This window comes from Photobacterium sp. ABD4_091 (assembly GCF_056160145.1).
Genome location: NZ_JBSWWQ010000004.1, coordinates 84,054 through 108,167, shown reverse-complemented (window position 1 = coordinate 108,167; position 24,114 = coordinate 84,054). Strand labels below are relative to the sequence as shown.

At 42.8% G+C, this 24,114-nt stretch carries 21 protein-coding genes, 2 tRNA genes and 1 pseudogene; 11 read left to right on the top strand and 13 right to left on the bottom strand.

Annotated features, from left to right (window positions below):
* Positions 1 to 52: 52 nt before the first annotated feature.
* A complete protein-coding gene (locus ACXAGQ_RS24855; protein WP_107348508.1) occupies positions 53 to 346 on the bottom strand; it encodes a hypothetical protein in 294 nt (97 codons plus the stop codon).
* Between the two features lie 231 nt (positions 347 to 577).
* Here ACXAGQ_RS24855 and ACXAGQ_RS24850 point away from each other — a divergent pair, with 231 nt between their 5' ends.
* A complete protein-coding gene (locus ACXAGQ_RS24850; RefSeq protein WP_475257561.1) occupies positions 578 to 973 on the top strand; it encodes a nitrous oxide-stimulated promoter family protein in 396 nt (131 codons plus the stop codon).
* Positions 974 to 977: 4 nt separating this feature from the next.
* Here the strand turns inward: ACXAGQ_RS24850 and ACXAGQ_RS24845 are convergent, their stop codons facing one another.
* The 3 genes from ACXAGQ_RS24845 to ACXAGQ_RS24835 form a co-directional block, all read right to left on the bottom strand.
* Positions 978 to 1,340 (bottom strand): spore gernimation protein, encoded by a 363-nt coding sequence (locus tag ACXAGQ_RS24845; RefSeq protein ID WP_475257560.1) that lies wholly within the window; start codon positions 1,338 to 1,340, stop codon positions 978 to 980.
* Between the two features lie 223 nt (positions 1,341 to 1,563).
* Positions 1,564 to 3,072, bottom strand: coding sequence for a peptide MFS transporter (locus ACXAGQ_RS24840; protein ID WP_475257559.1), 1,509 nt, complete (start codon positions 3,070 to 3,072; stop codon positions 1,564 to 1,566).
* A 416-nt stretch (positions 3,073 to 3,488) separates the two neighbouring features.
* Complete coding sequence (locus ACXAGQ_RS24835; protein ID WP_475257557.1) at positions 3,489 to 3,998, bottom strand: N-acetyltransferase family protein; 510 nt, start codon at positions 3,996 to 3,998, stop codon at positions 3,489 to 3,491.
* A 186-nt stretch (positions 3,999 to 4,184) separates the two neighbouring features.
* Here ACXAGQ_RS24835 and pdxY point away from each other — a divergent pair, with 186 nt between their 5' ends.
* On the top strand, positions 4,185 to 5,039 hold the full coding sequence (pdxY, locus tag ACXAGQ_RS24830; protein ID WP_475257556.1) for a pyridoxal kinase PdxY: 855 nt from the start codon (positions 4,185 to 4,187) through the stop codon (positions 5,037 to 5,039).
* Between the two features lie 106 nt (positions 5,040 to 5,145).
* Here the strand turns inward: pdxY and ACXAGQ_RS24825 are convergent, their stop codons facing one another.
* The 4 genes from ACXAGQ_RS24825 to ACXAGQ_RS24810 all read right to left on the bottom strand — a co-directional run bounded on the left by ACXAGQ_RS24825 (position 5,146) and on the right by ACXAGQ_RS24810 (position 10,453).
* A complete protein-coding gene (locus ACXAGQ_RS24825; RefSeq protein ID WP_475257554.1) occupies positions 5,146 to 7,449 on the bottom strand; it encodes a bifunctional diguanylate cyclase/phosphodiesterase in 2,304 nt (767 codons plus the stop codon).
* Positions 7,446 to 8,384 carry a transporter substrate-binding domain-containing protein gene (locus tag ACXAGQ_RS24820; RefSeq protein WP_475257553.1) on the bottom strand — a complete coding sequence of 313 codons (939 nt, stop codon included), beginning with the start codon at positions 8,382 to 8,384 and terminating at the stop codon, positions 7,446 to 7,448. The genes ACXAGQ_RS24825 and ACXAGQ_RS24820 overlap by 4 nt, the downstream gene beginning before the upstream one ends.
* Before the next feature lie 57 nt (positions 8,385 to 8,441).
* Positions 8,442 to 9,851, bottom strand: coding sequence for an aminotransferase class V-fold PLP-dependent enzyme (locus ACXAGQ_RS24815; protein WP_475257552.1), 1,410 nt, complete (start codon positions 9,849 to 9,851; stop codon positions 8,442 to 8,444).
* 341 nt (positions 9,852 to 10,192) lie between these two features.
* Positions 10,193 to 10,453, bottom strand: a complete 261-nt coding sequence (locus tag ACXAGQ_RS24810; RefSeq protein WP_475257551.1) for a serine protease — start codon at positions 10,451 to 10,453, stop codon at positions 10,193 to 10,195.
* Between the two features lie 288 nt (positions 10,454 to 10,741).
* Between ACXAGQ_RS24810 and ACXAGQ_RS24805 the strand changes: the two genes are divergently transcribed.
* The 3 genes from ACXAGQ_RS24805 (at position 10,742) to ACXAGQ_RS24795 (ending at position 12,642) form a co-directional block, all read left to right on the top strand.
* Positions 10,742 to 10,815, top strand: a tRNA-Gly gene (locus tag ACXAGQ_RS24805).
* Between the two features lie 42 nt (positions 10,816 to 10,857).
* A tRNA-Leu gene (locus ACXAGQ_RS24800) sits at positions 10,858 to 10,944 on the top strand.
* Positions 10,945 to 11,130: 186 nt separating this feature from the next.
* Positions 11,131 to 12,642 carry a DUF2235 domain-containing protein gene (locus ACXAGQ_RS24795; RefSeq protein WP_475257550.1) on the top strand — a complete coding sequence of 504 codons (1,512 nt, stop codon included), beginning with the start codon at positions 11,131 to 11,133 and terminating at the stop codon, positions 12,640 to 12,642.
* 338 nt (positions 12,643 to 12,980) lie between these two features.
* Here the strand turns inward: ACXAGQ_RS24795 and ACXAGQ_RS24790 are convergent, their stop codons facing one another.
* Positions 12,981 to 13,637, bottom strand: a complete 657-nt coding sequence (locus ACXAGQ_RS24790) for a LysE family translocator (protein WP_475257549.1) — start codon at positions 13,635 to 13,637, stop codon at positions 12,981 to 12,983.
* Between the two features lie 228 nt (positions 13,638 to 13,865).
* On the opposite strand from ACXAGQ_RS24790, the gene ACXAGQ_RS24785 reads away from it, so the two are divergent.
* Both ACXAGQ_RS24785 and ACXAGQ_RS24780 read left to right on the top strand, forming a co-directional pair.
* The gene (locus ACXAGQ_RS24785; protein ID WP_475257548.1) at positions 13,866 to 15,107 is read left to right on the top strand and encodes a leucine-rich repeat-containing protein kinase family protein; all 1,242 of its coding nucleotides are present in this window, start codon (positions 13,866 to 13,868) and stop codon (positions 15,105 to 15,107) included.
* Between the two features lie 103 nt (positions 15,108 to 15,210).
* Entirely contained in the window at positions 15,211 to 15,867 is a 657-nt protein-coding gene (locus ACXAGQ_RS24780) for a glutathione S-transferase (protein WP_475257546.1), read from the top strand.
* A gap of 19 nt (positions 15,868 to 15,886) precedes the next feature.
* On the opposite strand, the pseudogene ACXAGQ_RS24775 reads toward ACXAGQ_RS24780, so the two are convergent.
* A pseudogene (locus tag ACXAGQ_RS24775) lies at positions 15,887 to 16,104 on the bottom strand (DUF6500 family protein).
* A 363-nt stretch (positions 16,105 to 16,467) separates the two neighbouring features.
* Here ACXAGQ_RS24775 and ACXAGQ_RS24770 point away from each other — a divergent pair.
* Both ACXAGQ_RS24770 and ACXAGQ_RS24765 read left to right on the top strand, forming a co-directional pair.
* The gene (locus tag ACXAGQ_RS24770) at positions 16,468 to 17,481 is read left to right on the top strand and encodes an IS110 family RNA-guided transposase (RefSeq protein WP_475257545.1); all 1,014 of its coding nucleotides are present in this window, start codon (positions 16,468 to 16,470) and stop codon (positions 17,479 to 17,481) included.
* Positions 17,482 to 17,923: 442 nt separating this feature from the next.
* Positions 17,924 to 18,340, top strand: a complete 417-nt coding sequence (locus ACXAGQ_RS24765; protein WP_475257543.1) for a hypothetical protein — start codon at positions 17,924 to 17,926, stop codon at positions 18,338 to 18,340.
* Positions 18,341 to 18,474: 134 nt separating this feature from the next.
* Here ACXAGQ_RS24765 and ACXAGQ_RS24760 read toward each other — a convergent pair whose 3' ends face one another.
* Both ACXAGQ_RS24760 and ACXAGQ_RS24755 read right to left on the bottom strand, forming a co-directional pair.
* Complete coding sequence (locus tag ACXAGQ_RS24760) at positions 18,475 to 19,065, bottom strand: DUF6988 family protein (protein ID WP_475257541.1); 591 nt, start codon at positions 19,063 to 19,065, stop codon at positions 18,475 to 18,477.
* A gap of 113 nt (positions 19,066 to 19,178) precedes the next feature.
* Positions 19,179 to 19,829: an SMI1/KNR4 family protein gene (locus tag ACXAGQ_RS24755; RefSeq protein WP_475257540.1), complete on the bottom strand. Its 651-nt coding sequence runs from the start codon at positions 19,827 to 19,829 to the stop codon at positions 19,179 to 19,181.
* Positions 19,830 to 20,131: 302 nt separating this feature from the next.
* Here ACXAGQ_RS24755 and ACXAGQ_RS24750 point away from each other — a divergent pair, with 302 nt between their 5' ends.
* The gene (locus ACXAGQ_RS24750; protein WP_475257538.1) at positions 20,132 to 20,422 is read left to right on the top strand and encodes a hypothetical protein; all 291 of its coding nucleotides are present in this window, start codon (positions 20,132 to 20,134) and stop codon (positions 20,420 to 20,422) included.
* A 781-nt stretch (positions 20,423 to 21,203) separates the two neighbouring features.
* On the opposite strand, the gene ACXAGQ_RS24745 is transcribed toward ACXAGQ_RS24750, so the two are convergent.
* A complete protein-coding gene (locus ACXAGQ_RS24745; RefSeq protein WP_475257536.1) occupies positions 21,204 to 21,809 on the bottom strand; it encodes a hypothetical protein in 606 nt (201 codons plus the stop codon).
* A gap of 839 nt (positions 21,810 to 22,648) precedes the next feature.
* On the opposite strand from ACXAGQ_RS24745, the gene ACXAGQ_RS24740 reads away from it, so the two are divergent.
* A complete protein-coding gene (locus ACXAGQ_RS24740) occupies positions 22,649 to 23,635 on the top strand; it encodes an integron integrase (RefSeq protein WP_475257535.1) in 987 nt (328 codons plus the stop codon).
* Positions 23,636 to 24,114 lie beyond the last annotated feature (479 nt).

Here is a 24,114-nt window from a genome sequence, read left to right as displayed (position 1 = left end):
TCTTCAATTTTCTTTTATGAGAGTCATTGAATAAACGATAAATGCTAGCGAATTATGAAATTCGGAATAGCTTAATCGAGTCACGGCGAACAGTTACACCACGGAAAGTTACCGGCTCAAGCAACGTCATAAGCTGCTTAGATACGAAAAACTTACCGCCGTAGCTACGGTCACCACCACGATTTACCCAATCTGCAAATTCATCTGCCAAGTTGAACATAGAGTTTCCAACAAGCAGAACCAACACTTTAGCGACTTCACTGTCATTCTGTTTATTAAACTCCGCGTCGCGAACTTTCTTACGATATTCTTCGACGATTCTTTCTAGGCACTCAAATCTGCTCATATACACCACCACAAAAAAAGAGGTGCGGATACTACTGCTCATACACGCCGAAATCAACCCACCCAAGGGGTATTCTTGGCAGAAATCTGTAATTTTTTCGTTCTCTTAACAAGATTGAGGGCATTTATAAGGAAAATGACGACTTATGTCATATTTTTCACCTTGCCAATAAGTTACATTTTAAATGTAACTTTATTGATTTCGCCTTGGCTCGAAGTAAGAGATGTGACCATGAATGACCACAAAATAGACGCCACTGTCTTAACCGGCAGTCTAAAGACAGAATATAAAACGATTGAGGCGATGGTGAAGATCTACTGCCGCGATCATCACAAAGTACCAGGTTTATGTGAAAAGTGCGTCGACTTCTTAGCCTATGCACTGACAAAACTTGATCGCTGCCCGTACGGGGAAGGTAAACCTACTTGCAAATTGTGCCCGATACATTGCTACAAGGCTGATTACAAAGAGCAATCACGCACCATCATGCGCTACAGTGGCCCGAAAATGCTCTATCACCACCCTATCCTTGCTATTCGCCATTTAGTGGCAGGCAAAAAGCCGGTACCAGTAAAACCGGCACCGAATGCTTCTAATCGGCACAAACGCAAGCTAAATCAACAATAGTCAATTAATTACGGTAGTAATCGACGACTTGAATAGCGCTGGGTGTTTGATTGCCTTCCAATGATAATTGAAAGCTTTTTCCGCCTTGCATCTGTACTGTTGAACCACCGCGGCCAGTCACACTGACCCCTTCAATCTTGTCAAAAGAGCGTGACTCGCTGTAATGCATAGTGACGGTCAAATCCACATCTTTATTGGACGATAACTCAAACTGGCAGATCCCAGTCAGGCAATACACATCCACATTTCCATCGTGGTATTTCACATCATCAACATTTTTGACTGGTTGTGCGGTAATTTCCAGTTCCTCTCCACACCCCGTCAACATCACAGTACCAAGTACTGCGGCTAGCATAACTTTTTTCACACACCCTCCACTATCCCGTGTGTTTTCATACGATTAATATCACACCAATTCGCTTGATAGTACAAGTGGTAAAATCCTATTCAAACGCTTAATAGGTAGCCGCCCTCTCCTAAGCAAAAAAACGCCAGCGATCAGCTGGCGTTTTGGCTTTTAGAAAGCTTCTATCGAATAGTCAGACTGTACTCATTCAGCCTCTACTAAATCGGACTCCGCAATATCAGAATCAATGCTGAGGTGTCAGTGATTTGGCTTCTTTTTCCTTCTCTAATTCTTCACCTTTTCGGATCAGCTTGGTGATCACTTTGGAAAGCGCCAAGGTTACGAATGCCATAACAACAGCCAATATAGCAAGGTTGAAGAAGTAGCTCGCGTAAACACTTTCGATTAGCTCTTGAGTGAGCTCAACATCTTTTGGCAGTGCAATTTTGGTGGAGATAACCGCGGCTAAAATTCCACTGAGTGATAGTGCGACCGAACGCAGACCGATTGAGAATGCAGACAAATAGCGTGGCACCATCTCGAAAATAAAGCCAGCACCCAGAGCACCAACAATCAACTCAGCCAAAGACTGGAAGAAGTGCACCCACAGGATCCAATCCGCAGAGATCTTACCGTTTTCACCTACAAAACTAGTAGACAAACCTAGCAATGAGAACGCAATCGCACTGAAAATAAACGCCGCTGCGAACTTAGTTGGAATGGATGGAGAAATGCCTTTTTTCTCAAGCCAACCATAAATGAAGATGACCGGACCACCCAATACAAAGCACCATAGTGGGTTAAACGCGGCATTGGACTCAGGGCGAATTGGGATCAAGCCAAATAGGTGGTCACCCATTAGGTTAATCGCGTAGATGTTCATCGATGTCAGCATCTGGCCGTAGTAGAAGTAGAACACGATCATGATGAAAATAAGGATCAACACCCCGCACATTTTGTATTTGAACGCGGTGCTAGCTCGGGTGATTTCAAAAATGAAATAACCAATAGCGCCAGCACCCAGTGCATACAGCAGGTATTTACCTTCATCGAGGTTCGAGAATACCCAGAACACTAAACCCAGCATAACTGCAGAGCCGAGTACAAAAGCCCCCCACACTTTCATAGACACAGGCCGACGGTCAATATCATTACCCACCGCAATCAAACGATCACGAAATAGCACGAATAGAACCAAGGTAATAGACATTAACCCAGACGCAATATAAAAGTTTCCTTGATACGCTAAAAACGCCACCATGAATGGGAACAGGTATTTTGATGAAAAAGAACCTAAGTTATTAATGGAATAGTTAACCGTCAAACCCTGCTGGAACGAGTCTCGGTTATCCGCAGCATAGGAATTACCCAATAGGACTGTTGGGCTAGTAGCTGAAAGTCCCCTTGCATAGCCGATTAGGGCAATAGCAAAAATACTCAATGGCACATTCAGCGAACTTGCACCTGTACCTAATATAAAGAAACCTATGGTGTATGTGGTGTAGCCAATATATACCGCACGAAATGAACCAATGTATCGGTCAGCAACAAAGCCGCCAACAGCTGAAAAAACCGGCCCCACAGCGCCGAAAGCACCCATCATCATAATGGTTTCTGCTTCGCTATAATTTAGCTCATCAAGAAAAAACTTCGTCAGTAGTACGTAGGTGCCGTAGAATGCTGCACCCCAGAGAAACTGCCTTAAGATAAGAACTCTAGCGATAAAAGGGAATCTAGAATTTGCGTCTTGCATATTATACTCCTTCAATATTATGCACTGCACAAACTAGCAATTTACAACTTAAAATTTCATGATCAAAAGCAACTTATTCAACAAACCACCTATGCTTGACGCACTTTTTTGCATATATGTGATATTGATATAAAAACGCCAATAAGCAGCTGATTAAGAAAGAAATAATAAAGACATTAATAACGGTTAGGACTGCTCAAACAGGCCGTATTGTATGATGAATATTTTATACAACAGGAGTTGTGGCTATTTATTAGCCACAACTCCTTAATAAAGTGAATTGATGAGGTGTAGTGACAAGGTGAATAGACAAGAGGAAGTGACAAGGCCATATCTATCATGAAATCAGTATGGACAGGCATAGCTGGCCATTAAGAATAGATACCGAGGGATTGTTCTATATAAGTTCAAATTCTCTATTGCAGTTGCTTATAAAAAAGCAGCGTTGCGTCTAGGCCGCCATTGGTACTTATCGCAAAATTCGGAATTTCACCCGCAAACTCAAACCCCATCTGAACATACAGTTTTGAAGCCACATCTCCTTTTCGGGTATCTAAAACCAATAAACTCCTACCTAACTTAATAGCGGCATTTTCCACAGCGGCCATTAAGGCTCGCCCACATCCTTTACCTCTTTGCTGTGGCAGTACCATTAGCTTTTCAATTTCTGCCCGATGGATGCCATTGGCTTTTTGGCATAATGCTAATTGTACGACACCCACCACTTTATCACCGTCTGTAGCTATAAACAGGCGCCGCTCCCCCCTCGTAAGTTCAGCATCAACATTGTGCCAGTAAGAAATGGCTTCCACTTTCTTTATTGGAGGTAAAAAACCGATAGAGGCTCCGTCATTTACACATTCAATTAAAATATCAATTAAGCCCTGTTCAACCTCTGCGGTTGTCACTATTTCCTGAACATCCATGTAAACTCCTTCCCTCCGCTTCCAGCCCATAACGCTGTTCAAATATAAACCAATTTGACATGACATAGCTTACCTAGCAAGGATAACCAGCAACCCTCTATCCAAGCTTTCTTATTAATACATTGTGATAAGCGGCTTGTCACATTATTATCGACCTCGTATACATACCCCAACAGGATTAAAATAATGAAAGGTATTCTTTCTGTTCAGTCACATGTCGTTTATGGGCACGCAGGAAACAGCTCAGCCGTTTTTCCACTTCAGCGCATGGGGTTTGAAGTTTGGCCAATCCACACGGTTCAATTTTCAAACCATACCCAATATAAAGAAGGTTGGACCGGGCGTGCTTTCGCTGCAGAAGACATCACCAACCTAGTATCCGGCATGGAAGCGATTGGTCAGTTAGAGAACTGCGAAGCTGTTCTAAGCGGCTATCAAGGTAGCGCTGAGCAGTGCCTGGCTATTCAAGAAACAGTCAACAAGGTCAAAGCGGCCAACCCAAGTGCATTATATGTTTGTGATCCTGTGATGGGCGCTCCAGACAAAGGCTGTATTGTTGCCCCTGGTATCGCGGATAATCTTATCAATACCCTAATGCCTATGGCCGACATCATTGTGCCTAATCAGTTTGAGCTAAGTCAGTTTGCTGGAATGGAAATAAACTCCCTGGACGATGCCATTAAGGCATGCCAGATTGCTTTGGAAAAAGGCCCTAAGATGGTGTTGGTTAAACACCTTCACAGTGTTTCAAGCGAAAAATTCTCAATGATGCTTGCGACACAAGAGGGCTGCTGGTTAGCGCAACGTCCTCACCTGGAATTCGACAAACAGCCTGTTGGCGTTGGTGATTTAATTTCAGCGCTATTTACCGGCCAATACCTCGCCAAAGGCAATGCTGAAGAGGCTTTCAGCCACTGTAACGATGCGTGCTATGCCGTATTGAAAACAACTTCACAGCGTGGCGAATGGGAGCTTCAAACCATCGCAGCACAAAGCGAAATTGTTGAGCCTCGTGAGCACTTTAAACTAGAAAAGCTGTAACGTAGAAAAACTATAGCGGTAGCCGCCACGATAACGGTAACTCCTATCAGCGCAGAGAGCACACCATGCCCTCTGCCGTTGATAGAATTTCTGGCAGGCAGCGAGTTTAAGCCACTGATTGAGGCACGCGCGACTTTGCCAGCAGTGACTCAAACTCATCGGCAGGTAAAGGCTTGCTGAAATAGTAGCCTTGCCCGTAATCACAGCCATGCTCCAGCAGATACTCTGTGTGCCATTGGGTCTCGACCCCTTCAGCAACTACACGGATATTCAACGCCTTCGCCATTGCGATAATCGCATTCACCAGCTCGCGATTCGATGCATTGTTATCAATATCGACCAAGAACGACCTATCGATCTTTAGTTTGTCGAAAGGGAACTTTTGCAAATAGCTCAAGGCTGAATAACCCGTTCCGAAGTCATCGATGGTTAACTCTACGTCGCGACGGCGAAGCGCATTCAGCAAAGTCACAGCCTCTTGTGTGTGGTCGAAAAGCAGGCTCTCTGTCACTTCTATATCGAGCTTACTAGGCGGAAGCCCTGATCGGGTTAGTCCTTTTTCAATTTGAGCCGATAACTTGTCACAGTACTTGAACTGCACACTTGAGAAGTTAATCGACATATTGATAGGGAGAATACTCTGCCAGCGCGCTGCACTCTCACAAGCCTGGGAAATAGCGATTTCACCTAACCGGTGGATCAAACCATTTTTCTCAGCCAGCACAATGAATTCATCGGGTGGAACAAAGCCATACTTCTCATCTTCCCAGCGCATCAATGCTTCGGCACCGACGATTTGATTTGTCTTCAAATCAAATATCGGCTGGTAATGCATGACTATCTGGTTATTCTTAATCGCTTGACGAAGCCTACCGTCAAGATCTAATGAGCGCTGCACATCCGTCATCATACTCGCATCATAGAATCGGTAAGCATTACGCCCATCCTGTTTAACCCGGTACATGGCTGTATCTGCTGCAGCTAGCAACTGGTGGGTGTTGGCACCGTCCAATGGGTAAATAGACATCCCAATACTGGTAGTAATAAAGAACTCTTGGTTATTCCAGATAAACGGCCGCTCAAACAAGGAGAGTATCGCCGCGGACAAAGCTTGCGCGTATTCTTCACTACTCAGGTTTGGAATAATCAGTAAAAACTCATCCCCTCCCAGTCTTGCCAACTCCGCTGACTCGCCCACCACAGACAATAGGCGTTGGCTCCCTTCGGTTAGGATATAATCACCCGCCATATGCCCCAATGTGTCATTGATCTGCTTGAAATTATCGAGGTCAATAAACATTACCAGCACATTATGATCATGGTTAGCAGCATTAGCGATAATACGCTCTAGCTGTTCATTACCGTATTTGCGGTTAGGCAGACCAGTCAGTACATCATGGGTGGCTTGATAGGCCAATTTCTGCTCAGAGGCTTTTCTCCGGTCGACCTCTTCCATCAACCGTTCATTCTGTACCGCGAGTAAGCGCTGTTGCTTGTGCGATTCTTCAAACTTCGTTTTTAAAATAATATTTGCGCTATTTATATTAAAGGTATAAAAAACGCCGATAATCACAGGTACAGCCAGAAAAGATATACCTGCAACGAACCATCCAGAAGTAAAAATATCTTTCTCATTAACTGGGGAAAACCAACCTTTTAAATAATAGGGTGTTTTTTCTATCGGTATTTCAAAAAAGACAATATCTGAGCTTTCAAAAACATCGTTAGATATAGAGTCCCAAACCAATATGTCATCACTTTCCGTAGAGAGCATCATTCTACTTCTACTGCCTTCATATTCCTGCGCAGTTAGCTGCTCAATAATTACCGATATATTTACATCGGCAATTAAATACCCAACAGGACGCCCAGAATAATAGACAGTTTTGTATATTTCAATGTGCGGGGTTTTCGGCTCATGGCTCGCATGCAATACATGCTCGACTCCGCCAGTGTTATTAAAGCGCTTGGTATCAATATGCTTACTAATTTTTTCTGCTGTATCGACAATCACTGAGCCGTCAAAACTGCTCAGGATAAAACGTTCATATACAGGTACCCCATTGATTAACTTGGTTTCAATCAATTTATCCAGCTCATAGTCGAGCTTCAACAGGCTTGCCCCAAGGCCATATTCCATCGACATGCCTGATGCAAGGTTGGCAAAGAACGTCGACATAGATCTATTCGAGGCAAAATCGGCAATCTCTTCACTGGAGACGGTAAAGAAATACTCCAGCAAGCTGGCATAGCTTTCTACTTTAAGCGTCATTTCGCGGTGCTGCGATTCATTCAACCTGGTTTGACCAAGGTTGGTCACAGCTAGTATCAAAATCAAGTATGCCGCCAGCAATACTGCGGCGAGTATAATCAGATTACTGCTTGATCGCTTTTGTATCCATTTCTTCATAAATCAGCTTCATTGCTTTCCCGAAAATAATCGCCATAGAAATAGAAAACCGATGGGTAATGCTTTTCTATAAGGGTCTGATACGTTCCATCTTTTCTAATCTTAGTTAAGTATTGGTTAAATGCATGACGTAACTCGGGGCTATCTTTCCTAAAAGCTGCTGCCATTCTCTGTTCTTGTGATATTGGCCCAATAACTTTTATCTCTCCCGGCCATTTTTCTAACGCAATTAAGGTATCTGCCACATCTAATAATGTCGTTTCCGCATCATTATTTAAAATCGCCGGTACCATCTCATTTAATTTTCGCCCAGGCTCAGGAAGAATGATATTTGCCCCGGTTTCATAAAGTTTGTACAAGTTAGGATCAAGACAAGAGTACTCCATTGCCAGCACATCTTTGTTTCCAATCAGGCTTTTTACAAGCCGAATATCGTCATCAATGTTACCCGTTGGCTTAATGGGCTGTAGAGAAGAGTCTTCACGAGCCACCAGCCATACCGCTGAAGGAAAATAGTCATCAGAAAAATCGACTAACTCTTCTCGCCAATCTAGCACTGTTGCACCATTGGCGATAATGTCTCCTTCAATTGGCTTTATCTGCCCCCATTCGAATTGATTATTGGCATAAAGCACATCTTGCCCTGTCAGCTTTCCTACCACACTGTTCCACTGGGCAGGTATATACTCATAATCAACACCTAGAGATTTCGCAAACCCTTTCACGATATCGACATCCAGCCCACTGAGGGATTCAAAATCATCTGTTTTAATGTAAGAAACGAAATTCGCGTACGGCACACCGATATGCCTAAGAACGCCACGCTCCTTGATGTCAGCAAGATCCTCAGCTGCAACATAGCCACTAAAAACTAACCCACTAGCAAGCGTCGTAACTGCTACAAGTGCCTTAAAAGATTGCTTTGTACGTGTCATTAAGCCCTACCTTCTTTCTTGATTAGGGATAAACGCCCAGTAAACTGGGCGTTGTCGTTAAGCCATCACTTCGTATAGATGCTTAATCGCTTTCACTAACCCTTTTACATCTCTCTCGTTGTGGAATAAGTGAGTTGATATACGCAATGCATAGGTAGACTCTGCATCGTCTTTATATAGCTTGAAGTCAGTAGTACGAATGATGTATCCATACTCTTCCCGCAGCCTGTCCCTGAACTCTGTCAGTCGCTCGCTATCGCTAGCGTTAAATGGGAACGGGTTGAACGTCGTAAGCCCGCTATCTAGCCCTTTAACATCAGGGGAGAATACCAGTGCTTGGGGTAATGCCTCTGATAGCAAGGCTTTGCAAAGCTTGCTCAAAGACAGAATGCGCGATTCAATACGGCGACGACCAATTTCATCCCACATTTTGCAACTATCAGCCAAGGCTTGTTTTGCCGGATAATTGTCATTGCCTATATATTGCATCTGCAGCTGGGTACCTAGGTAGCCAGCATGAGAAAGCGAGGAATTGATATACCAAAGCGGATTTTCTCGATCTGACCAGTAATCATCCAAACGGTTTGCATTGTCGCGCACATACAAGATCCCTGTCGCCCCAGGTCCACACTGCCACTTGTGCCCAGAACCCGCATAAAAATCACAGTCCATGTCGTGGAAGTCTAGATCCATCATGCCTATGGTATGAGCACCATCGACCAACGTAGGCACCTTGTAATCGCTCGCAAGCTTACATATTTTCTTCGCCGGCAACCGTGTACCGGTTTTATAGGTAATATGAGAGAATGTAATCAACCTTACATTGTCATACTCATTCAATGCTGCCCTGAAGGCTTTCACATAATCTTGCTCTGTGACCTTTTCTGTACCGGTATAAACAGGTAGCTCAATTTCAACGACTTCAACGCCAAATCGTTGTTTGACCACATTCAATGGTGATGTGGCAGCAACATGTTCATGGTGTGTAGTGAGAATGACATCTCCGGGCTCAAAGTGTAGGCCATTGATGATCGAACACATACCATCTGTGGTATTGCGGCTTAAAATAATTTCATGAGGATCAGCGCCAAAACCTGCTGCGACATCTTCAACCATTTCTGAAACATAAGGCCAGCCCCCAAACTTTCCTTCCATATCCCATGGATGCTTAGCTACCGTTTTGTTATTTTCGTGAAATGCCTGCAAAACAGGTTTCGGCATTGAGCCAGTGGTTCCAATGTTCATATAAGTTGAATTTCGGTCGAGGATAAATTGACGCCGTACTTCTCGCCAAAATTCTTCATCCTTGCTGTTTAGTTTTAGAGACTGCCAGTCGGTTAAATCATCAGCAGCTAATGCCTGCCCACTAAATACTGCACTGCCTGCCCCTGCAATCGCTAGCCCAGTTGTTGTTTTCAAAAATTGCCGGCGATTGAGGTTTTTTAGTTCGGTCTCTGAGTGACTCATTTTTATCTCCCTGTGTCGTGCACGTAAAAAGTCGAAAATAAATAACAATCCAGTCAATAAATCACAAAAAATTACCAAATGTAACAATTCTTTTTTAGAATACAGAGCAATATCAAACTATCTCCATGCAAATTCGAAGACCGAATTTACAAAACAACCATACCTAAACAGCAATGTTTAATTTTTTGCACATCCATATACACATGCACACCTATATAAATAATTAGACCAAAACTTATAGAAGGGCATAATCTTGCTGATTATTTTACAAATAAAAACGCCCCGCATTAGCAGGGCGTTTTTATTTGTAAAAATAGTCATAACAAAGCCTATTAATTTTGTTAGCCAAAGTCATTTTCCTCTTCAGCAGCACAATAGAGCGCATAGGCTTCTTCGGTGTTATCAAAGCCCTGTTGTTCGGCTAATTCCCATGGGCGCTCACATTGCTTTGTTTTGGCACACCAACGGTATCCAGCGGAGCTTTTGCACCCATGCTCATCTTCATCGGCTCCTGCCATTGGCTCAGCAGAATCATTACAGCCAACCAATAAAACCCCACTTAACAGCAATAGCGCTATTGATGTTGCATGACGGCGAACCATACACACTCCCTCCGAATCAAAATGAAATGATCTACCCAAGTAAACTTAGCCTAGGTTAGTCAGTATATCCCCCCGATGAGAACGCTATCTTTTGTTAAATACCTTTGATTTACTCGAACACATTAACGAGTAACGCGCATTTAGCTGACAATATGTGAGCTGTTCAATAAACAATCAACCGCATTAATCACGCCTACCAAAGCGTGATAGGTGTAGCAAATTTCATCTTATAAGATTGCGAGCAAAGCGATACAAGCTTATCGTTTGTTTGTAATCAGTAACTTATACGCGAGCATCGTATAATGGTATTACCTTAGCTTCCCAAGCTAATGACACGGGTTCGATTCCCGTTGTTCGCTCCAAGCGCTCAGCGCTAAAATAGGTACTGATGAGTAAGATGACATGCGGTGGTGGCGGAATTGGTAGACGCGCTAGCTTCAGGTGCTAGTGTCCGCAAGGACGTGAGGGTTCAAGTCCCTCCCTCCGCACCAATCTTACCTATTCAAGAAAGTACTCCCTTCCCACATAAATACTTTTATCATCATTCAGGGATACAACTACCCTAGCTTTGATTTGCATCAAATCTTGTAAATCACATATTGAACCAATATCACACCGGTTGCACATCTTAACCACTAAGCTTTCCGTACATTCCCCCCAAAAACAAGGAGAGTAAAATGGCTTACTTAATTGTGTGTTGTGATGGCACTTGGAATGATCCAGATAACAGAGACAAAGGAGAACTTGCTCCAACGAATGTTAAACAGCTCTTTGATGTACTATCTGAAAAGCCAGGCATTCAGCGTAAGCGCTACCAGGCTGGTGTCGGTACCGAGGGGGGAATAGATAAATTCACTGGTGGTATTTTCGGTTTCGGAATTTCAGAAGACATTCGTGACTGCTACCAATGGGTAGCCGACAAATATAAAGTTGGCGATAAAATCATCTTAACCGGCTTTAGCCGAGGCGCTTTCACAGCACGCAGCTTGGCTGGAATGATCTGCAAATTGGGTATAGTCAAACTCCACAAACACAATGAAGCAGAATGGGACGAAACAATAAAAACGGTTTACACCCAAGGATATAGAGAAGATGAATCGGCTGATTTTTTAAAAGCCCACCATAACATTGAGTTTCATGATAATTCCAACACAGTGTTCTTCCTCGGTGTCTGGGATACTGTTGGTGCACTAGGCGTGCCGAATGATAAAGCAGTTGCTGATCTGTTTGATAACCCCAAGAAATACCAGTTCCATGATGTTAAGCTCAGCTCAAGAGTCGAGCATGCTAGACATGCCGTAGCCATAGATGAGCAAAGAGGTAGCTTTAGCCCTACGTTATGGGAAGGCAACAGCCACCCATCAATGAAACAATTATGGTTCCCTGGTGTACATAGTGATATTGGGGGAGGATATAAAGAAGATGGGCTCTCAGATACAGCCCTTAGCTGGATGATCAATGAACTGAAAAATGTTACGGATGATCTTATTTGGCACGAGGACATGCTGAAACAAATCCAGCCTAACCATGCCGCGGAACTTCATGATTCGCATGTTGGATTTATGAAGGTGTTAGTAACAGCTCCTCGCAGTATACCGTGCTTTGAAAAACAAACTCGTGACTTCCATGAGTCAGCGCTTGAAAGACGTGCAAAGCCCCCGATTAAGCAAGGCCCCTACCGCTTAACACAGTCCTTCACTGAAGGAAGCGCGATAGAAGTTGATATCTATGCCAAACACCCATGGTCTTGGACTGGGATATACCTGCAAGAAGGCAAAAGCTATCGCTTTACAGCAACTGGTCAGTGGGTAGATAAAAGTGTTCCTTGCGGCCCAGCAGGAACCAATGATGGCCGGTTCTACCTCGGTGAAATCGCCCATATAGCCAGTGAAGGCCTTGGTTTTGTAGAAAGGCTATATAAAAAGCTACTCGATAAACCAGATGCGAATTTTGTTCTCACTAAGCGTGTAGAAGAAGCGCCTTACTTCTGCTTAATGGGTGCAATCGCTAATGGTGGCAACCCCAACAAAGACGGTACACACTGCCCACTCCGCCAATTCAGTATCGGTTCGGAAGCAACGATAGAGGTGAAGAAGTCGGGATATCTCTATTGTTTCCCCAATGATGCATGGGGGTTCTATGGTAATAACCGAGGATATGTAACACTGAAGGTCGAAGAAGTGAACTAGTTACTTTCGCTTATGAAACCAGCCACGGGTAAAACAAAACTTCAGAGTACAAATTACCGCCTCAAGTCATTGCCAGTATTTGTACTCTGCTGTTTTATCAAGCCAATTTCTGTGAATCTATGGGGTTTCTCTAAGACTTCGTGCAGGATTTCCCGCATAGATACCTGTTTCGGTTATATCTTTCATCATCTCCCTAGCAAGAGACGTGTTCATAGGACCCTTCGTAGAGATACAGAAGAATTCCATTATAGGTGAAAGGACGAAGGTTCAGTTATTGGCGCTGGCAGTGAGAGCAACCAGAGACATTAACCGGCTCGATAATAGTGACATTGTCATCATCACGTACGACTTGTCGTGGAAAGTAACGCACCCGCTCCGATAAAAACACCGCCTGTCAGACGATTGAAGAGTTTGGCTCTGCCCGATGCAAATACCCAATTGGATGATTTTGCCCCCATATACGCATAGAACAATAACCATGATAGTTCGAACACAATGAAGGTAGCAGCAAAAACGGTATATTGAAGAAACAACGCTTCTGAAGGGTTGATAAATTGCGGAAAGAGAGCGGTGAAAAACAATATAGCTTTTGGGTTGCTAGCCCCAACGATAAACCCACTGACAAAGTGGGCGACAAAACTTGGTGATTCTGTGGCAGTGAGGGATGGCCTTGCAATGTTGTGTTCTTGGGATGATATGGCTTTTATTCCTAAATAAACCAAATAACCAGCCCCAACCCATTTGATGAGATTAAAGATGAGTTCAGAAGAGGAAATAATTATCCCTAACCCTGTAAAGGACAGGGTTAAGATAGCCGTAATTGCAGTCAAACTACCTAATGCGGTATAAGCTCCCACCCTCCAGCCACAAACCACTCCCTTGGTCATACATAGCAAAGAACTCGGGCCTGGCGACGCGGTTAACACCAACACAGCGAGCACATAATAAAACCATATTTCTAATGTCACCGGGAAACTCCTTTTCCGTACACACATACAGTAAAGCCAAGTATTGGGAAACTACTCTTTTCCCGTTTGCTATTTGTGAACTATGTACCCAAGTTACCTCAAAGTGCAGGATTCAGAGAACGAGTTTTCTAAGCTTCTATACCGCGCTATTGTTTCTTGATTTAGATCCAAAAAAGTGAACTCTACCCATTGGATTCACTTTTCTTGTAGACTACTCGCCTTTTTTCCTTTCTACCCCAGCATGGATTGATCATTTTGCAGTCACTTTCTCAGCTAAAATCAGGCGAACTGGCAGGTATCAAGCACTTAAAACTGGCCGAAAACCTGACCGAGTTCCCACAAGAAATCCTAACGCTCGCAGATAGCTTAGAAATCCTCGATTTATCAGATAATCAGCTTAGTGCTTTTCCTGATGAATTTAGCCAACTGCACAAGCTTAAAATTCTCTTTGCCTCCAACAATAACTTCGAATCCCTGCCTGAAGTACTTGGACACTGTCCAAATTTGGAAATGATCGGCTTCAAATCCAATGTGATTAGCCACGTTCCGGCCAACTCTTTGCCCCCGAAGCTACGCTGGCTGATCTTGACCAGCAACCAAATTGAAACGCTACCGGACACCCTAGGGGAAAGGCCACGCCTGCAAAAACTGGCATTGGCTGGCAACCGCTTGAAGGCATTGCCGCAAACCATGGCCCAGTTACATAACCTGGAGCTATTGCGTATTTCCGCCAATGCATTAACAGAATGCCCTGAGCAGTTGCTCAACTTGCCCAAGCTTGCTTGGTTTGCTTTTGCAGGCAACCCATTCTGTCAAACGGATATCTCTATACAAGCCGTTCCAACAGTCTCGTCTGCTGACTTCTCATTACAGCAAGTGCTGGGGCAAGGCGCATCGGGTGTGATTTCTAAAGCGGTATGGCAGCAACCTCAAACTGCCTTCCCTGATGAGATAGCAGTGAAAGTTTTCAAGGGCGAAGTGACCAGCGATGGCTACCCAAAAGATGAACTACAAGCATGTTTAAAAGTGGGCAACCACCCCAATTTGGTACAGTCTCTGGCGCAAGTCGTTGAAGAGAGTTATCTAGCGCTAATCATGAACCTGATCCCGTCTCATTACAAAAACTTGGGGCTACCCCCTTGCTTTAAAAGCTGTACTAGAGACACCTTTCCACCAGGCTTCACGCTAAGTATTGAGGAAATTGAGAAAATCATTTCCCAAATGGAAGCGGTTTTTACGCACTTGCACACAAACCAAGTCTGTCATGGGGACTTATATGCCCATAACACCCTCTTCGATGATGAGGGGAACATTATTTTTGGTGATTTTGGTGCGGCAAGCATGTACCACATGCTAACCGCACAGCAGCAACAGCAAATCGAAAGGATCGAACGGCGAGCGCTTTATCACTTTATTGACGATCTTCTCAGCATCTGCCGCAAGGAAGATCATCATAGTGATACTTTTCTCCAGCTAAAGGCCAAGATTGCCCATTAATCTGGCAAGAGCTCTGCCTCTTATTTACTGAGGCAGAGCTCTATGGCACTTAACGGCTATAATCTTTATCTATACAAGGTATCCAAGTCACAGAGCATATTGCATGTCACTCCCTATACTCTACTCACTTAGGCGGTGTCCCTACTGCGTAAGGGCAAGGCTCGCTATTATAATGGCCAATCAATCTGTCAGGTTGCGTGATGTCGTCGCTAGCCACTTTCCAGATGAAATGCTAACTGCTTCCCCCAAAGGTACTGTTCCTGTACTGGTATGCAATGATGGAGCGGTTATTGATGAAAGCCTAGATATAATGATGTGGGCACTTGAGATTAACGACCCGCATGATCTCCTACTGCGCAGACACCCCTACTCTATTCAACTAGCTATGATGGCATTAGCACGTGGCAATGATAGTAACTTTGTACCACAACTAGATAGGTACAAAATCGCCGCCCGTTACCACCATGAGAATGAAATATATCACCGCAATCAATGCGAGCAATTTATAGCCACACTAGAAAGCCGTTTAAACGATCATGAATACCTAATCGCTGATAGCCCAAGTTTGGCTGATTACGCCATTTTACCCTTCATCCGCCAGTTTTCTCGTGTAGATAAGAAGTGGTATTTAAACGCGCCCTACCCAAACCTGCAGCGCTGGTTAACCTCTCACTACCAGAACCCACTTTATTCAATCGCGATGACTCAATACCCGCTCTGGAATAAAAACGATGAAGAGAGGTTATTTCCTCCTCAATAACTACGGAACTTCACCATAGTTACTTGCCATCAGTAACCATAGCCATAATTTTTACTGCTTTTTCAAAGTGATCGAGTTCATGTGTCTGGATCCACCATTCGCCGCCTCCATCAACAATTCAGGATCATCATTCTTATTGGCAAAGAAAGCATAAAAAGACACACCGACATTGTTTCCTTTCTGCGATATTTTCTTGCTGCAGACTGATATTATTCGCTCTCGCAAAGAATCTCGCATACTGTTCTCCTTTCAAAAAACACATCGCCCGTAAGGTTCGACTAGTTCTTGTTTTTTGTTCTTTTAGTGCTTGAAGATGTTCCTTCAGACGATTTTTCAACAACACCATCAGCACTAATATACAAGGTTACCGTTTTCCTTTTGCTCAGTACTGTTGAGTGGGTCTTGCCCACACTGATAGTCTTTGGGATACCATCTTTATAGGGGAGGTTTACAAATCCATATCACGACTTATCGAGAATAGTGATTAAAGCGCTGCGACTGACTTCAAAATCTGGCTTGCGCCATAACGAATGACATGGACTCCCCCTCATCAGGCTCTGCCACACTTGGTAAGTCTGACTACACTTCATGGAGGCCACCATGTCACAATCAATTTATGACATTGATTTAGCCAAACATTCGTTCAGTATCCATGGCGAAGATGAGCATGGCAAGAGACTGATCCATAAAACAGTAACTCGGTCAAAAGTCCTTTCTACCTTTGCCAATATATCGCCAGCTATTGTAGGAATGGAGGCCTGTGGTGCTTCACACTATTGGGCGCGTGAGTTAGCCAAGTTAGGCCATACAACGAGAATCATGGCATCCAAATATGTGGCGCCTTTCAGGACGGGTGCCAAGAACGATCTCAACGATGCCGTCGCTATTTGCGTCGCTGTCACCCGCCCTTCAACGCGCTTCGTCAAAATCAAATCACCTGTGCAGCAAGCTATCCTGCTGCTACATCGCGCTCGTGATAACTGGGTTCATGAGCGAACAGCCTTGCTTAACCAAATAAGAGCAATGCTGGCCGAGTTTGGCATCATCGCACCTAAAGGCAGGTACGCGTTACAAACCGCCATTCCAGAAGCACTTGAAGATGCTGAAAATCAATTGCCTGATCTAGCAAGGGCTATCCTCTCCGATAGCTACGATCACTTACTCAGCATCAACCAACGTATTGCCGACCAAGAAAACTGCTTTAACATGCTTGTTTTTCGTAGCCATAATGCGCAGAAAATAATGAAAGTTGCTGGCATCGGCCCCATTACTGCCACTGCTGTTATCGCCAGTATTGGTAAAGGTGAGCAATTCGATAAAGGCCGCGATTTTGCTGCCTGGCTCGGGCTTGTCCCTTCTCAATACTCAACCGGCGGTAAACCCAGACTTGGCCGAATAACCAAAAAAGGCGATAAATACCTTCGGACATTATTAGTTCATGGTGCTAGAGCAGTTATTTCAGCCATCGGCAACAAGACCGACCGCTTGAGTTTATGGTGTAAAAACCTAGTCGAACGGCGAGGCTTCAAGCGTGCTATTGTTGCTCTGGCAGCCAATAACGCACGAATTATCTGGTCGCTACTGAGTAACGACACCGAATATCAACCACTATAAAACCAAATTGTTTTCTAACGGAATAGCTGACTTCACCGGGTCATTGCAATAGCCAATGATGATGTAAGGTTCAGACCTTTTGCGGGAAAACCTGGTAATGCGGCGGGCACTGTAGATGCCTTCTAACGAATGAGGAACCGCAACCGCGTAGTGTCATCAGGGTCATGGCGTAGAAAGCCAATAAACAGACCGAATGTAGAGCGGCAGTCCCAAACCTTATATTACCTGACGCTGTTGTTGACAACCGGGGGAGTCCATGTATCCGCATTAAGGTGTGCCCCACTGAGCTTACCAAACCAGTTGAATTTCAAGCCAAAACTGCCGAGTGTAATGCGTCACCCTTGATGGCCTTATTATGCTAACAACAGGTTACAATTGAATCTTTGCCATAGAACACTTTAGATGTAAAAATGCGGTTTTCAGCCTCAATTAGTGTCTATTTATGCGATTATTAACACTTTTACTGTTGTTCTCTCCCTTTACTCATGCTTCATGGATGACTACTTGTAAAGACAGTAATGGACTAATCGACACTTATATATTTCAAGGTGAAAAAATGCTCAAGAGAAATGTTGGTAGTGGTCAATATACGCCAAGCTATACAGAATATGATATTATATCGATCGATGAGCAAGCCTTTATTGCGAATCCCTTCAGTAGTGAACTTGACTACGAAATTAAGCTACAAAGAAGCACTACACTAAGTAGTGGAGATGTTAGCACAGAACAAAGAAACTTAAGGATCAAGCAAGTTGGTGGAGCCATCGAAGTATCAATCGATTTAATTTACAGCACGAATGAACAACTGGACGAGGTTCACAAATATCCTGCTTCCAAATTTAACTGTACAAGAATCTGATCATTTCAACTATATGCATAACGCCCAATTAAGTAGTGAACAACGCTACCACCCAACCAAACCATTGTGCCGTAATCACTAAAGCCAATTCAAACCAAAATTGCCAAGCGTTGTTAATCTGCTTAAATTGTTTGTTAAATGGATATTCCCAGAAAGCGATCAGCCAAAGATATATGTCTTTGAAGTACATTAGTATCTTTCAGTAGTTCACCAACAGAGCCTAGTGAGCTAATGGCAAAACGGTTAGCAAAATCAATTGTATTACTTCCCGTTTCTTCTATTCCGGCAAGCCCCCGTTGAAATTGGTTCAACTGCATACTTCCTGAGTGTGTAAAGCTATTTAGACCTTTCCAATGATAATCTTTGAAAGCTTGTAATGAACCTTTGAGATGTGGTTTCTTATTCTCTAGATCGGCAATCATTTCTTGGAAGCTGATGGAATACTTAGAATTTTTTGCTGATTTAACACTATCGCGTTTAAACTGTTCTACTTGTTTTTCCGAAGCGCACACCTTTAACCACTCAGCTTTTATATGGCTTTCAAATAGAACTCTCAGGAGGGCAGACGCCGCACCTAAGTGCTTCAACCTGACTAAGTCAAATATTGCTCGTTGAGTGTCAAATACTACAAAGTGAAGCATTAAAGACAAATTATCTCTTTCATTGAGATCCGGCTTCATATCTTTCAATGATTCTAGAATTTCAATTCCAACATCGTTATTCAATATTTTTTCCATCCATTTAACGCTTACAATAAGGTGTGCCACGTTGAACTAACCAAGCGCACTGAACTCCATACCAAAACCGCCGAGTGTAACGCATCACCTTAATTGTTTTGTTATGCCTTAACGCCCAAGGCCTCTCTGAATTTCTTTGCATTTTCACAGTCTGGATTTATGAACCCCTTGTTTGCTTCAGTAAATGGTAGCCACTGCCAATCTTCTGCGCCCACACAGCCTAAGCGACTAGATACTAAGAGAAATTCTTTGAAATCTTCAGCTAGTTCTATTCCATGCCCTTCGCCATCATCATGACTCAAGTAAATAACTGGTTCACGACCTGGCTGCGCCAAATCAATAGCTAAATAATCACCATTACCGACCTCATGAAAAGCTAGCTTGTTATGCCAAACCAAATCATATGGATCATCCATGTTTGGAAACATTTCATCTTTCCAGCCGTTCTTATCATCGTTAAACTGAACTATCCAATCCAATGACCAATGCCTATCACCTGAGAATATTTGTGAAAGAGCCCCATCAAGCTCATATCCATCAGGAAAGAACCAACGAAACTCTACTTTCTTTGAAAAGGTAAGTAATACCTCCTTTAAAGATAGAGGCAACTCGAAACCAAGCTTACCTTCAAGAATTGCTATTTCTTTCTTCGTTGCTGGCTCATCTATAAATAGTGATTGAACTTCGCCACCAAGTTTGTCGATTGCAGCAGCAAAACGTTTCCAGTTTTCAACTATGTCGCTAGATTTCATGATTTTCCTTTGAGGCATAACGCCTAACATAAGTTGCGCCCCACTAAACTCACCAAGCGCAACTAACTCCATACCAAAAATGCGCAGTAAAAAGCGTCAACTTGATGTTTTTGTTATGGCCACATCGCCACCGTTCGCTTGAGAAAAATGGCGCTATTTACATACAAAAAGTACTAATTTTAAAAATAAAAACCTGAACATCAGCCATAGACCATTGATTGTAATAAAATAATATTTATTTGAATACGCAGACAACTAACCCTAAGATCTCAAACAGAAACCAAAACTGTTGTGGGTCATACATGAAATATACAAATGTTGTAAAAATTAGCGCAATTGGTACTCGTGGAAAAGTCAAAGGGCTTGAGTTTGCAGCAAAAGCCAATGCGGAAGGCCAATATGTTCTCAATAAAAAAGTCAGCTCTCCAACTGATGGAAACTCAACCAACAAAGCAAGAAACAAAACTCTTGTTAATAGCCTGACCGAAGCTGCAAATTTACTAGCAACTAATGACTACTTGATCAACCTTACCTGCTCAGAAGGAAGTCGAGCACTAAGAGAATATAGTAAGGTTACAATTATTCAGGGTTAATCATGTAATAACTATGATGAGCTTTACATAGCTCATCATATGTTTCGAATACGTTGATTCTCAATTTGTAGCCATAACGCCCAATTAACGTGTGAGCAGCGCAGCCACTGAACTTAACCACTGCGCCGTAAACACTAAGCTCAACCCGAAGTGAGAGCGCCAAGCGTTGCGAATCACTGTTGAATTGTTTGTTATGTTTTACCACAAACATATGATTTACTTGAGAAAGAACTTCTATTTTTAACTAGTTTTCTGAAGCAAACCACAAGGGTGAAACCAACTTGACCGACAAAGGCGACCAACCTAAAACAAGTAATTCCACTTCCCTGCCCAATGAGGCAACCCTGCTCTCTTTCAACAAGCGCCCTTTCTTTCCAACCAAAGCGCAAGACAATAGAAAATTGCCGAGGCAACTGCCAAGTTGAAATGCTGATTGACTAAGAACCTAAAAGCGACTTTGAGCCAGTTAAACAAGAAACCGACCGCCACGACCTGACAATGAAGCAACCCACGAACATTGGCATGTTTTACGGGCTGAGAGATTCAAGAGCTTAGGCCGACAATGCGAATTTGCTGAGTCTACTCGGAACAAATTGCCAAAGGGACAAAGAACTAGAGCCTAAGACATTTAAGCCTTTGAAATACAAGTAAACATAACGCCCTGTTAAGGTGTGAGCAACGCATTACCGAAGCCGCCGCATACCACCTTAAACACTAAAACCAACGCATAGTAGAAATGCCACGCGTTGCGAATCACTCTTAAACAGTTTGTTATATATATTTATTTTACTATCTCTTCAAACGGGAATTTTGATTCAATCATATTCAAAATATTATTACACTGCTTGCGATCCTTGTACTCAAACTCAAAATTCTCGGAGCCAAGTCCAACAAACTTAATTTTCGAGTCGCAAGAAATCACATAGCCGCGATATAAAGCGGTACGATCGTTGCCATATGCATGGAAATCGTTCTGCAATATCAGGTCTAGCTGATGTAGATTTTCAGGAGGCACGATTATCGAACCATCTTGCACTTTCAAAGGAAATGTCATTGTATTTGTAGTGTTTGGATTATTGTTAATCGCTACTGTTAACTCTATATATGCTTCGTTAAAAGCTGCTGCCAGAGAACCACTATTACTTACGATTAATGACAAACGATCATCTTTTACGTGAAGTTGTAAGATGTCTGGGTTAGCTCGCTTTGGCAACAGAAAGTCCGCTACAACCGGAAGGGTTGCACCAGTAACAGATATCAGGGCAACTAATAAAGCTAGCAACACATTACTAAATTGTAAATGTGACCTCCAATCCTGACGGCTTTGACAATGCGGACATACCTTGGCCCGCTCATCAATTTCTAGTCTACACTGTTTACATTCCATAATTTCACATATCCATTCGTAGCCAAATATATATAACGCCTTACTAACGGGCGATAACGCGGCTCCGCCCAACTTGAATATTGTGCCATAAACACAGAGCCAAAATTGCGACTGAAGTCGCCAAGCGTTAGGAGTCCCTGTTAAGTAATTTGTTATATTTTTTCTGGTACATTCTTACATATACCTTTTCCAGTCGAAAAACTGTGACCTTCAAAGTTCGAACAATCGAAGCCGATATTATCTTCAATACAAGAGGGGTTTGCTCTTAGCTTTAAGCACAAATCTATATTATGTTGCTTCCAGTATTGATGATCCAGGCTGAAACCAATAGCAATTAACAGCAACCCGATTAGTGGGTAATAGCGGAATGCTTTCCAAAAAAAGCTTAGAACACCAGTTACAATTGTTACAATATACCCAATCAAAATGATCATAATGAAATGGGACGCACTTCCCGCCAACCCGAAAAGTATTCCTATTGCAGTTATGGGTAACGTAAGTATAAGTATTCCGAGAATAATTATGTTTAGAATTTTCAACGTTCTTCCTGAGAATTGCTATGCGAATTAAATATAACATTTTATTTTACGTAATTACTTCGCTTATCCAACTAAAGGTAAATCAACAAGTTACGACGTTTCAATCCCTTGTACGCTTCTATTCCGAAGTTATTTCGCATATCCCACCCTAGCCATCTCAGTTAACATACTAACAAACAACAAATTTTCTACGCAATGTGATGTCAGCAGCAAATAAGCGAACTCTCTTCTAAATTTCTTAGTCATGTACCAAATGTGTTCATACAGTCATGAATACATGTATATAAACACAATGATGATATGAGAGATATCCCACAGCCTTTATCTAATATTAAAAGCCCATTTTTAACCGAGGTCACCACTTTCATTCGTACCAGGGGGCTGGCTTATTCAACCGAAAAAGCCTACCTAGGATGGATCAAGCGCTTTATCCTTTTCTCTAAATATCGACACCGTAGCCAAATCAATGCGAAGGACATCCAACCTTTCCTTGAGCACTTAGTGACAGTTAAAAATGTTGCCCCAAACACCCAAAAAACAGCTTTGAACGCATTAGTCTTTCTCTGCAGAGAAATGCTCAACCAAGACACAAGCTTATTAAACTTCAAGCGTTCGAAGCGCTCAACAAAATTACCAGAGGTGTTTAGCCATGAAGAAGCCATGGAAGTCATTAGCTTGCTTCAATATCCTTATCGGCTTGTTGCACAATTAATGTACGGCAGTGGACTGCGTGTGAATGAAGCACTTCGACTTAGGATCAATGATATAAATTTTGATGGTCTGAGTGTCACTATAAGAAACGGTAAAGGGAATAAAGATAGAAAGTCCTTATTATCACCACATATTCAGACTGATCTTCACCAACAGATAGAATCAGTTACAGTCCAACACCAACTTGATATCAAGAATGTTTTTGGTGCAGTATACATGCCCTACGCTTTACAGCTTAAATACCCTAATCACGCAAAGTCGCTAGGCTGGCAGTATCTCTTCCCAGCAAAGAATATCAGTAAAGATCCCCGTTCAAGCAGAATGATGCGCCACCACCTAACTGATCGCAGTGTTCAACTGCACATTGCCACTGCGGTCAAAAAAGCAAAAATTTTAAAGAAAGCGAACTGCCATACATTCAGGCACTCTTTCGCAACTCGTTTGCTTGAAGCGGGTACAGACCTAAGGAATATCCAAGAGTTGCTCGGCCATTCAGATATAAAAACAACGCAAATTTATACTCATGTCGTCGGCACACATTTCAGCGGCGTCAAAAGCCCATTAGGTAAGATCTAATGGCACGCTACCGCCGTTAGGACCTAACCCTCTTACGCGCTATTTTACTTGCAGGGATATGATACCTGTTTATCTATATGATTTATTTGAGCTGTTTCACCATCACATTGAAAAATCGGTCGTTTTCACATCAAACAAGGAAATGTGGCAAAAATCCATCACTTTTGACTCATTTTTCACCTAACTTGCTAAGTGAGCTTCCACAATTACTCTCTTATCTGTTACCTACTACTGTATATCCAGTGACTTTATACAGTAGTTAATACCTGTATACAGTACTGGTTATGGCTGTATTTTTGTACCCCCAATCGAATTCTACTTCTTTAGAAAAACATGCAACTCATTTTGAGTACAACAATAAATACTATAAAATCAATAATTTAACACCGATTTGACCGATAAACCGAGTCCAACCACATCACCATATTCATTTTTTAATATAAAAACACTTGCAACAGCGTCTGATTAACACTACTGTA

Excerpts from the sequence above, each read along its gene's own strand:
- ACXAGQ_RS24745 (WP_475257536.1), bottom strand. The coding sequence starts at position 21,809 with ATGGAATGTAAACAGTGTAGACTAGAAATTGATGAGCGGGCCAAGGTA.
- ACXAGQ_RS24755 (WP_475257540.1), bottom strand. The coding sequence starts at position 19,829 with ATGAAATCTAGCGACATAGTTGAAAACTGGAAACGTTTTGCTGCTGCA.
- ACXAGQ_RS24795 (WP_475257550.1), top strand. The coding sequence starts at position 11,131 with ATGGCTTACTTAATTGTGTGTTGTGATGGCACTTGGAATGATCCAGAT.
- ACXAGQ_RS24855 (WP_107348508.1), bottom strand. The coding sequence starts at position 346 with ATGAGCAGATTTGAGTGCCTAGAAAGAATCGTCGAAGAATATCGTAAG.
- ACXAGQ_RS24750 (WP_475257538.1), top strand. The coding sequence starts at position 20,132 with ATGAAATATACAAATGTTGTAAAAATTAGCGCAATTGGTACTCGTGGA.
- ACXAGQ_RS24840 (WP_475257559.1), bottom strand. The coding sequence starts at position 3,072 with ATGCAAGACGCAAATTCTAGATTCCCTTTTATCGCTAGAGTTCTTATC.
- ACXAGQ_RS24850 (WP_475257561.1), top strand. The coding sequence starts at position 578 with ATGAATGACCACAAAATAGACGCCACTGTCTTAACCGGCAGTCTAAAG.
- ACXAGQ_RS24820 (WP_475257553.1), bottom strand. The coding sequence starts at position 8,384 with ATGACACGTACAAAGCAATCTTTTAAGGCACTTGTAGCAGTTACGACG.
- ACXAGQ_RS24810 (WP_475257551.1), bottom strand. The coding sequence starts at position 10,453 with ATGGTTCGCCGTCATGCAACATCAATAGCGCTATTGCTGTTAAGTGGG.
- ACXAGQ_RS24740 (WP_475257535.1), top strand. The coding sequence starts at position 22,649 with ATGAGAGATATCCCACAGCCTTTATCTAATATTAAAAGCCCATTTTTA.
- ACXAGQ_RS24765 (WP_475257543.1), top strand. The coding sequence starts at position 17,924 with ATGCGATTATTAACACTTTTACTGTTGTTCTCTCCCTTTACTCATGCT.
- pdxY (WP_475257556.1), top strand. The coding sequence starts at position 4,185 with ATGAAAGGTATTCTTTCTGTTCAGTCACATGTCGTTTATGGGCACGCA.
- ACXAGQ_RS24825 (WP_475257554.1), bottom strand. The coding sequence starts at position 7,449 with ATGAAGAAATGGATACAAAAGCGATCAAGCAGTAATCTGATTATACTC.
- ACXAGQ_RS24815 (WP_475257552.1), bottom strand. The coding sequence starts at position 9,851 with ATGAGTCACTCAGAGACCGAACTAAAAAACCTCAATCGCCGGCAATTT.
- ACXAGQ_RS24835 (WP_475257557.1), bottom strand. The coding sequence starts at position 3,998 with ATGGATGTTCAGGAAATAGTGACAACCGCAGAGGTTGAACAGGGCTTA.
- ACXAGQ_RS24780 (WP_475257546.1), top strand. The coding sequence starts at position 15,211 with ATGTCACTCCCTATACTCTACTCACTTAGGCGGTGTCCCTACTGCGTA.
- ACXAGQ_RS24790 (WP_475257549.1), bottom strand. The coding sequence starts at position 13,637 with ATGTGTGTACGGAAAAGGAGTTTCCCGGTGACATTAGAAATATGGTTT.
- ACXAGQ_RS24770 (WP_475257545.1), top strand. The coding sequence starts at position 16,468 with ATGTCACAATCAATTTATGACATTGATTTAGCCAAACATTCGTTCAGT.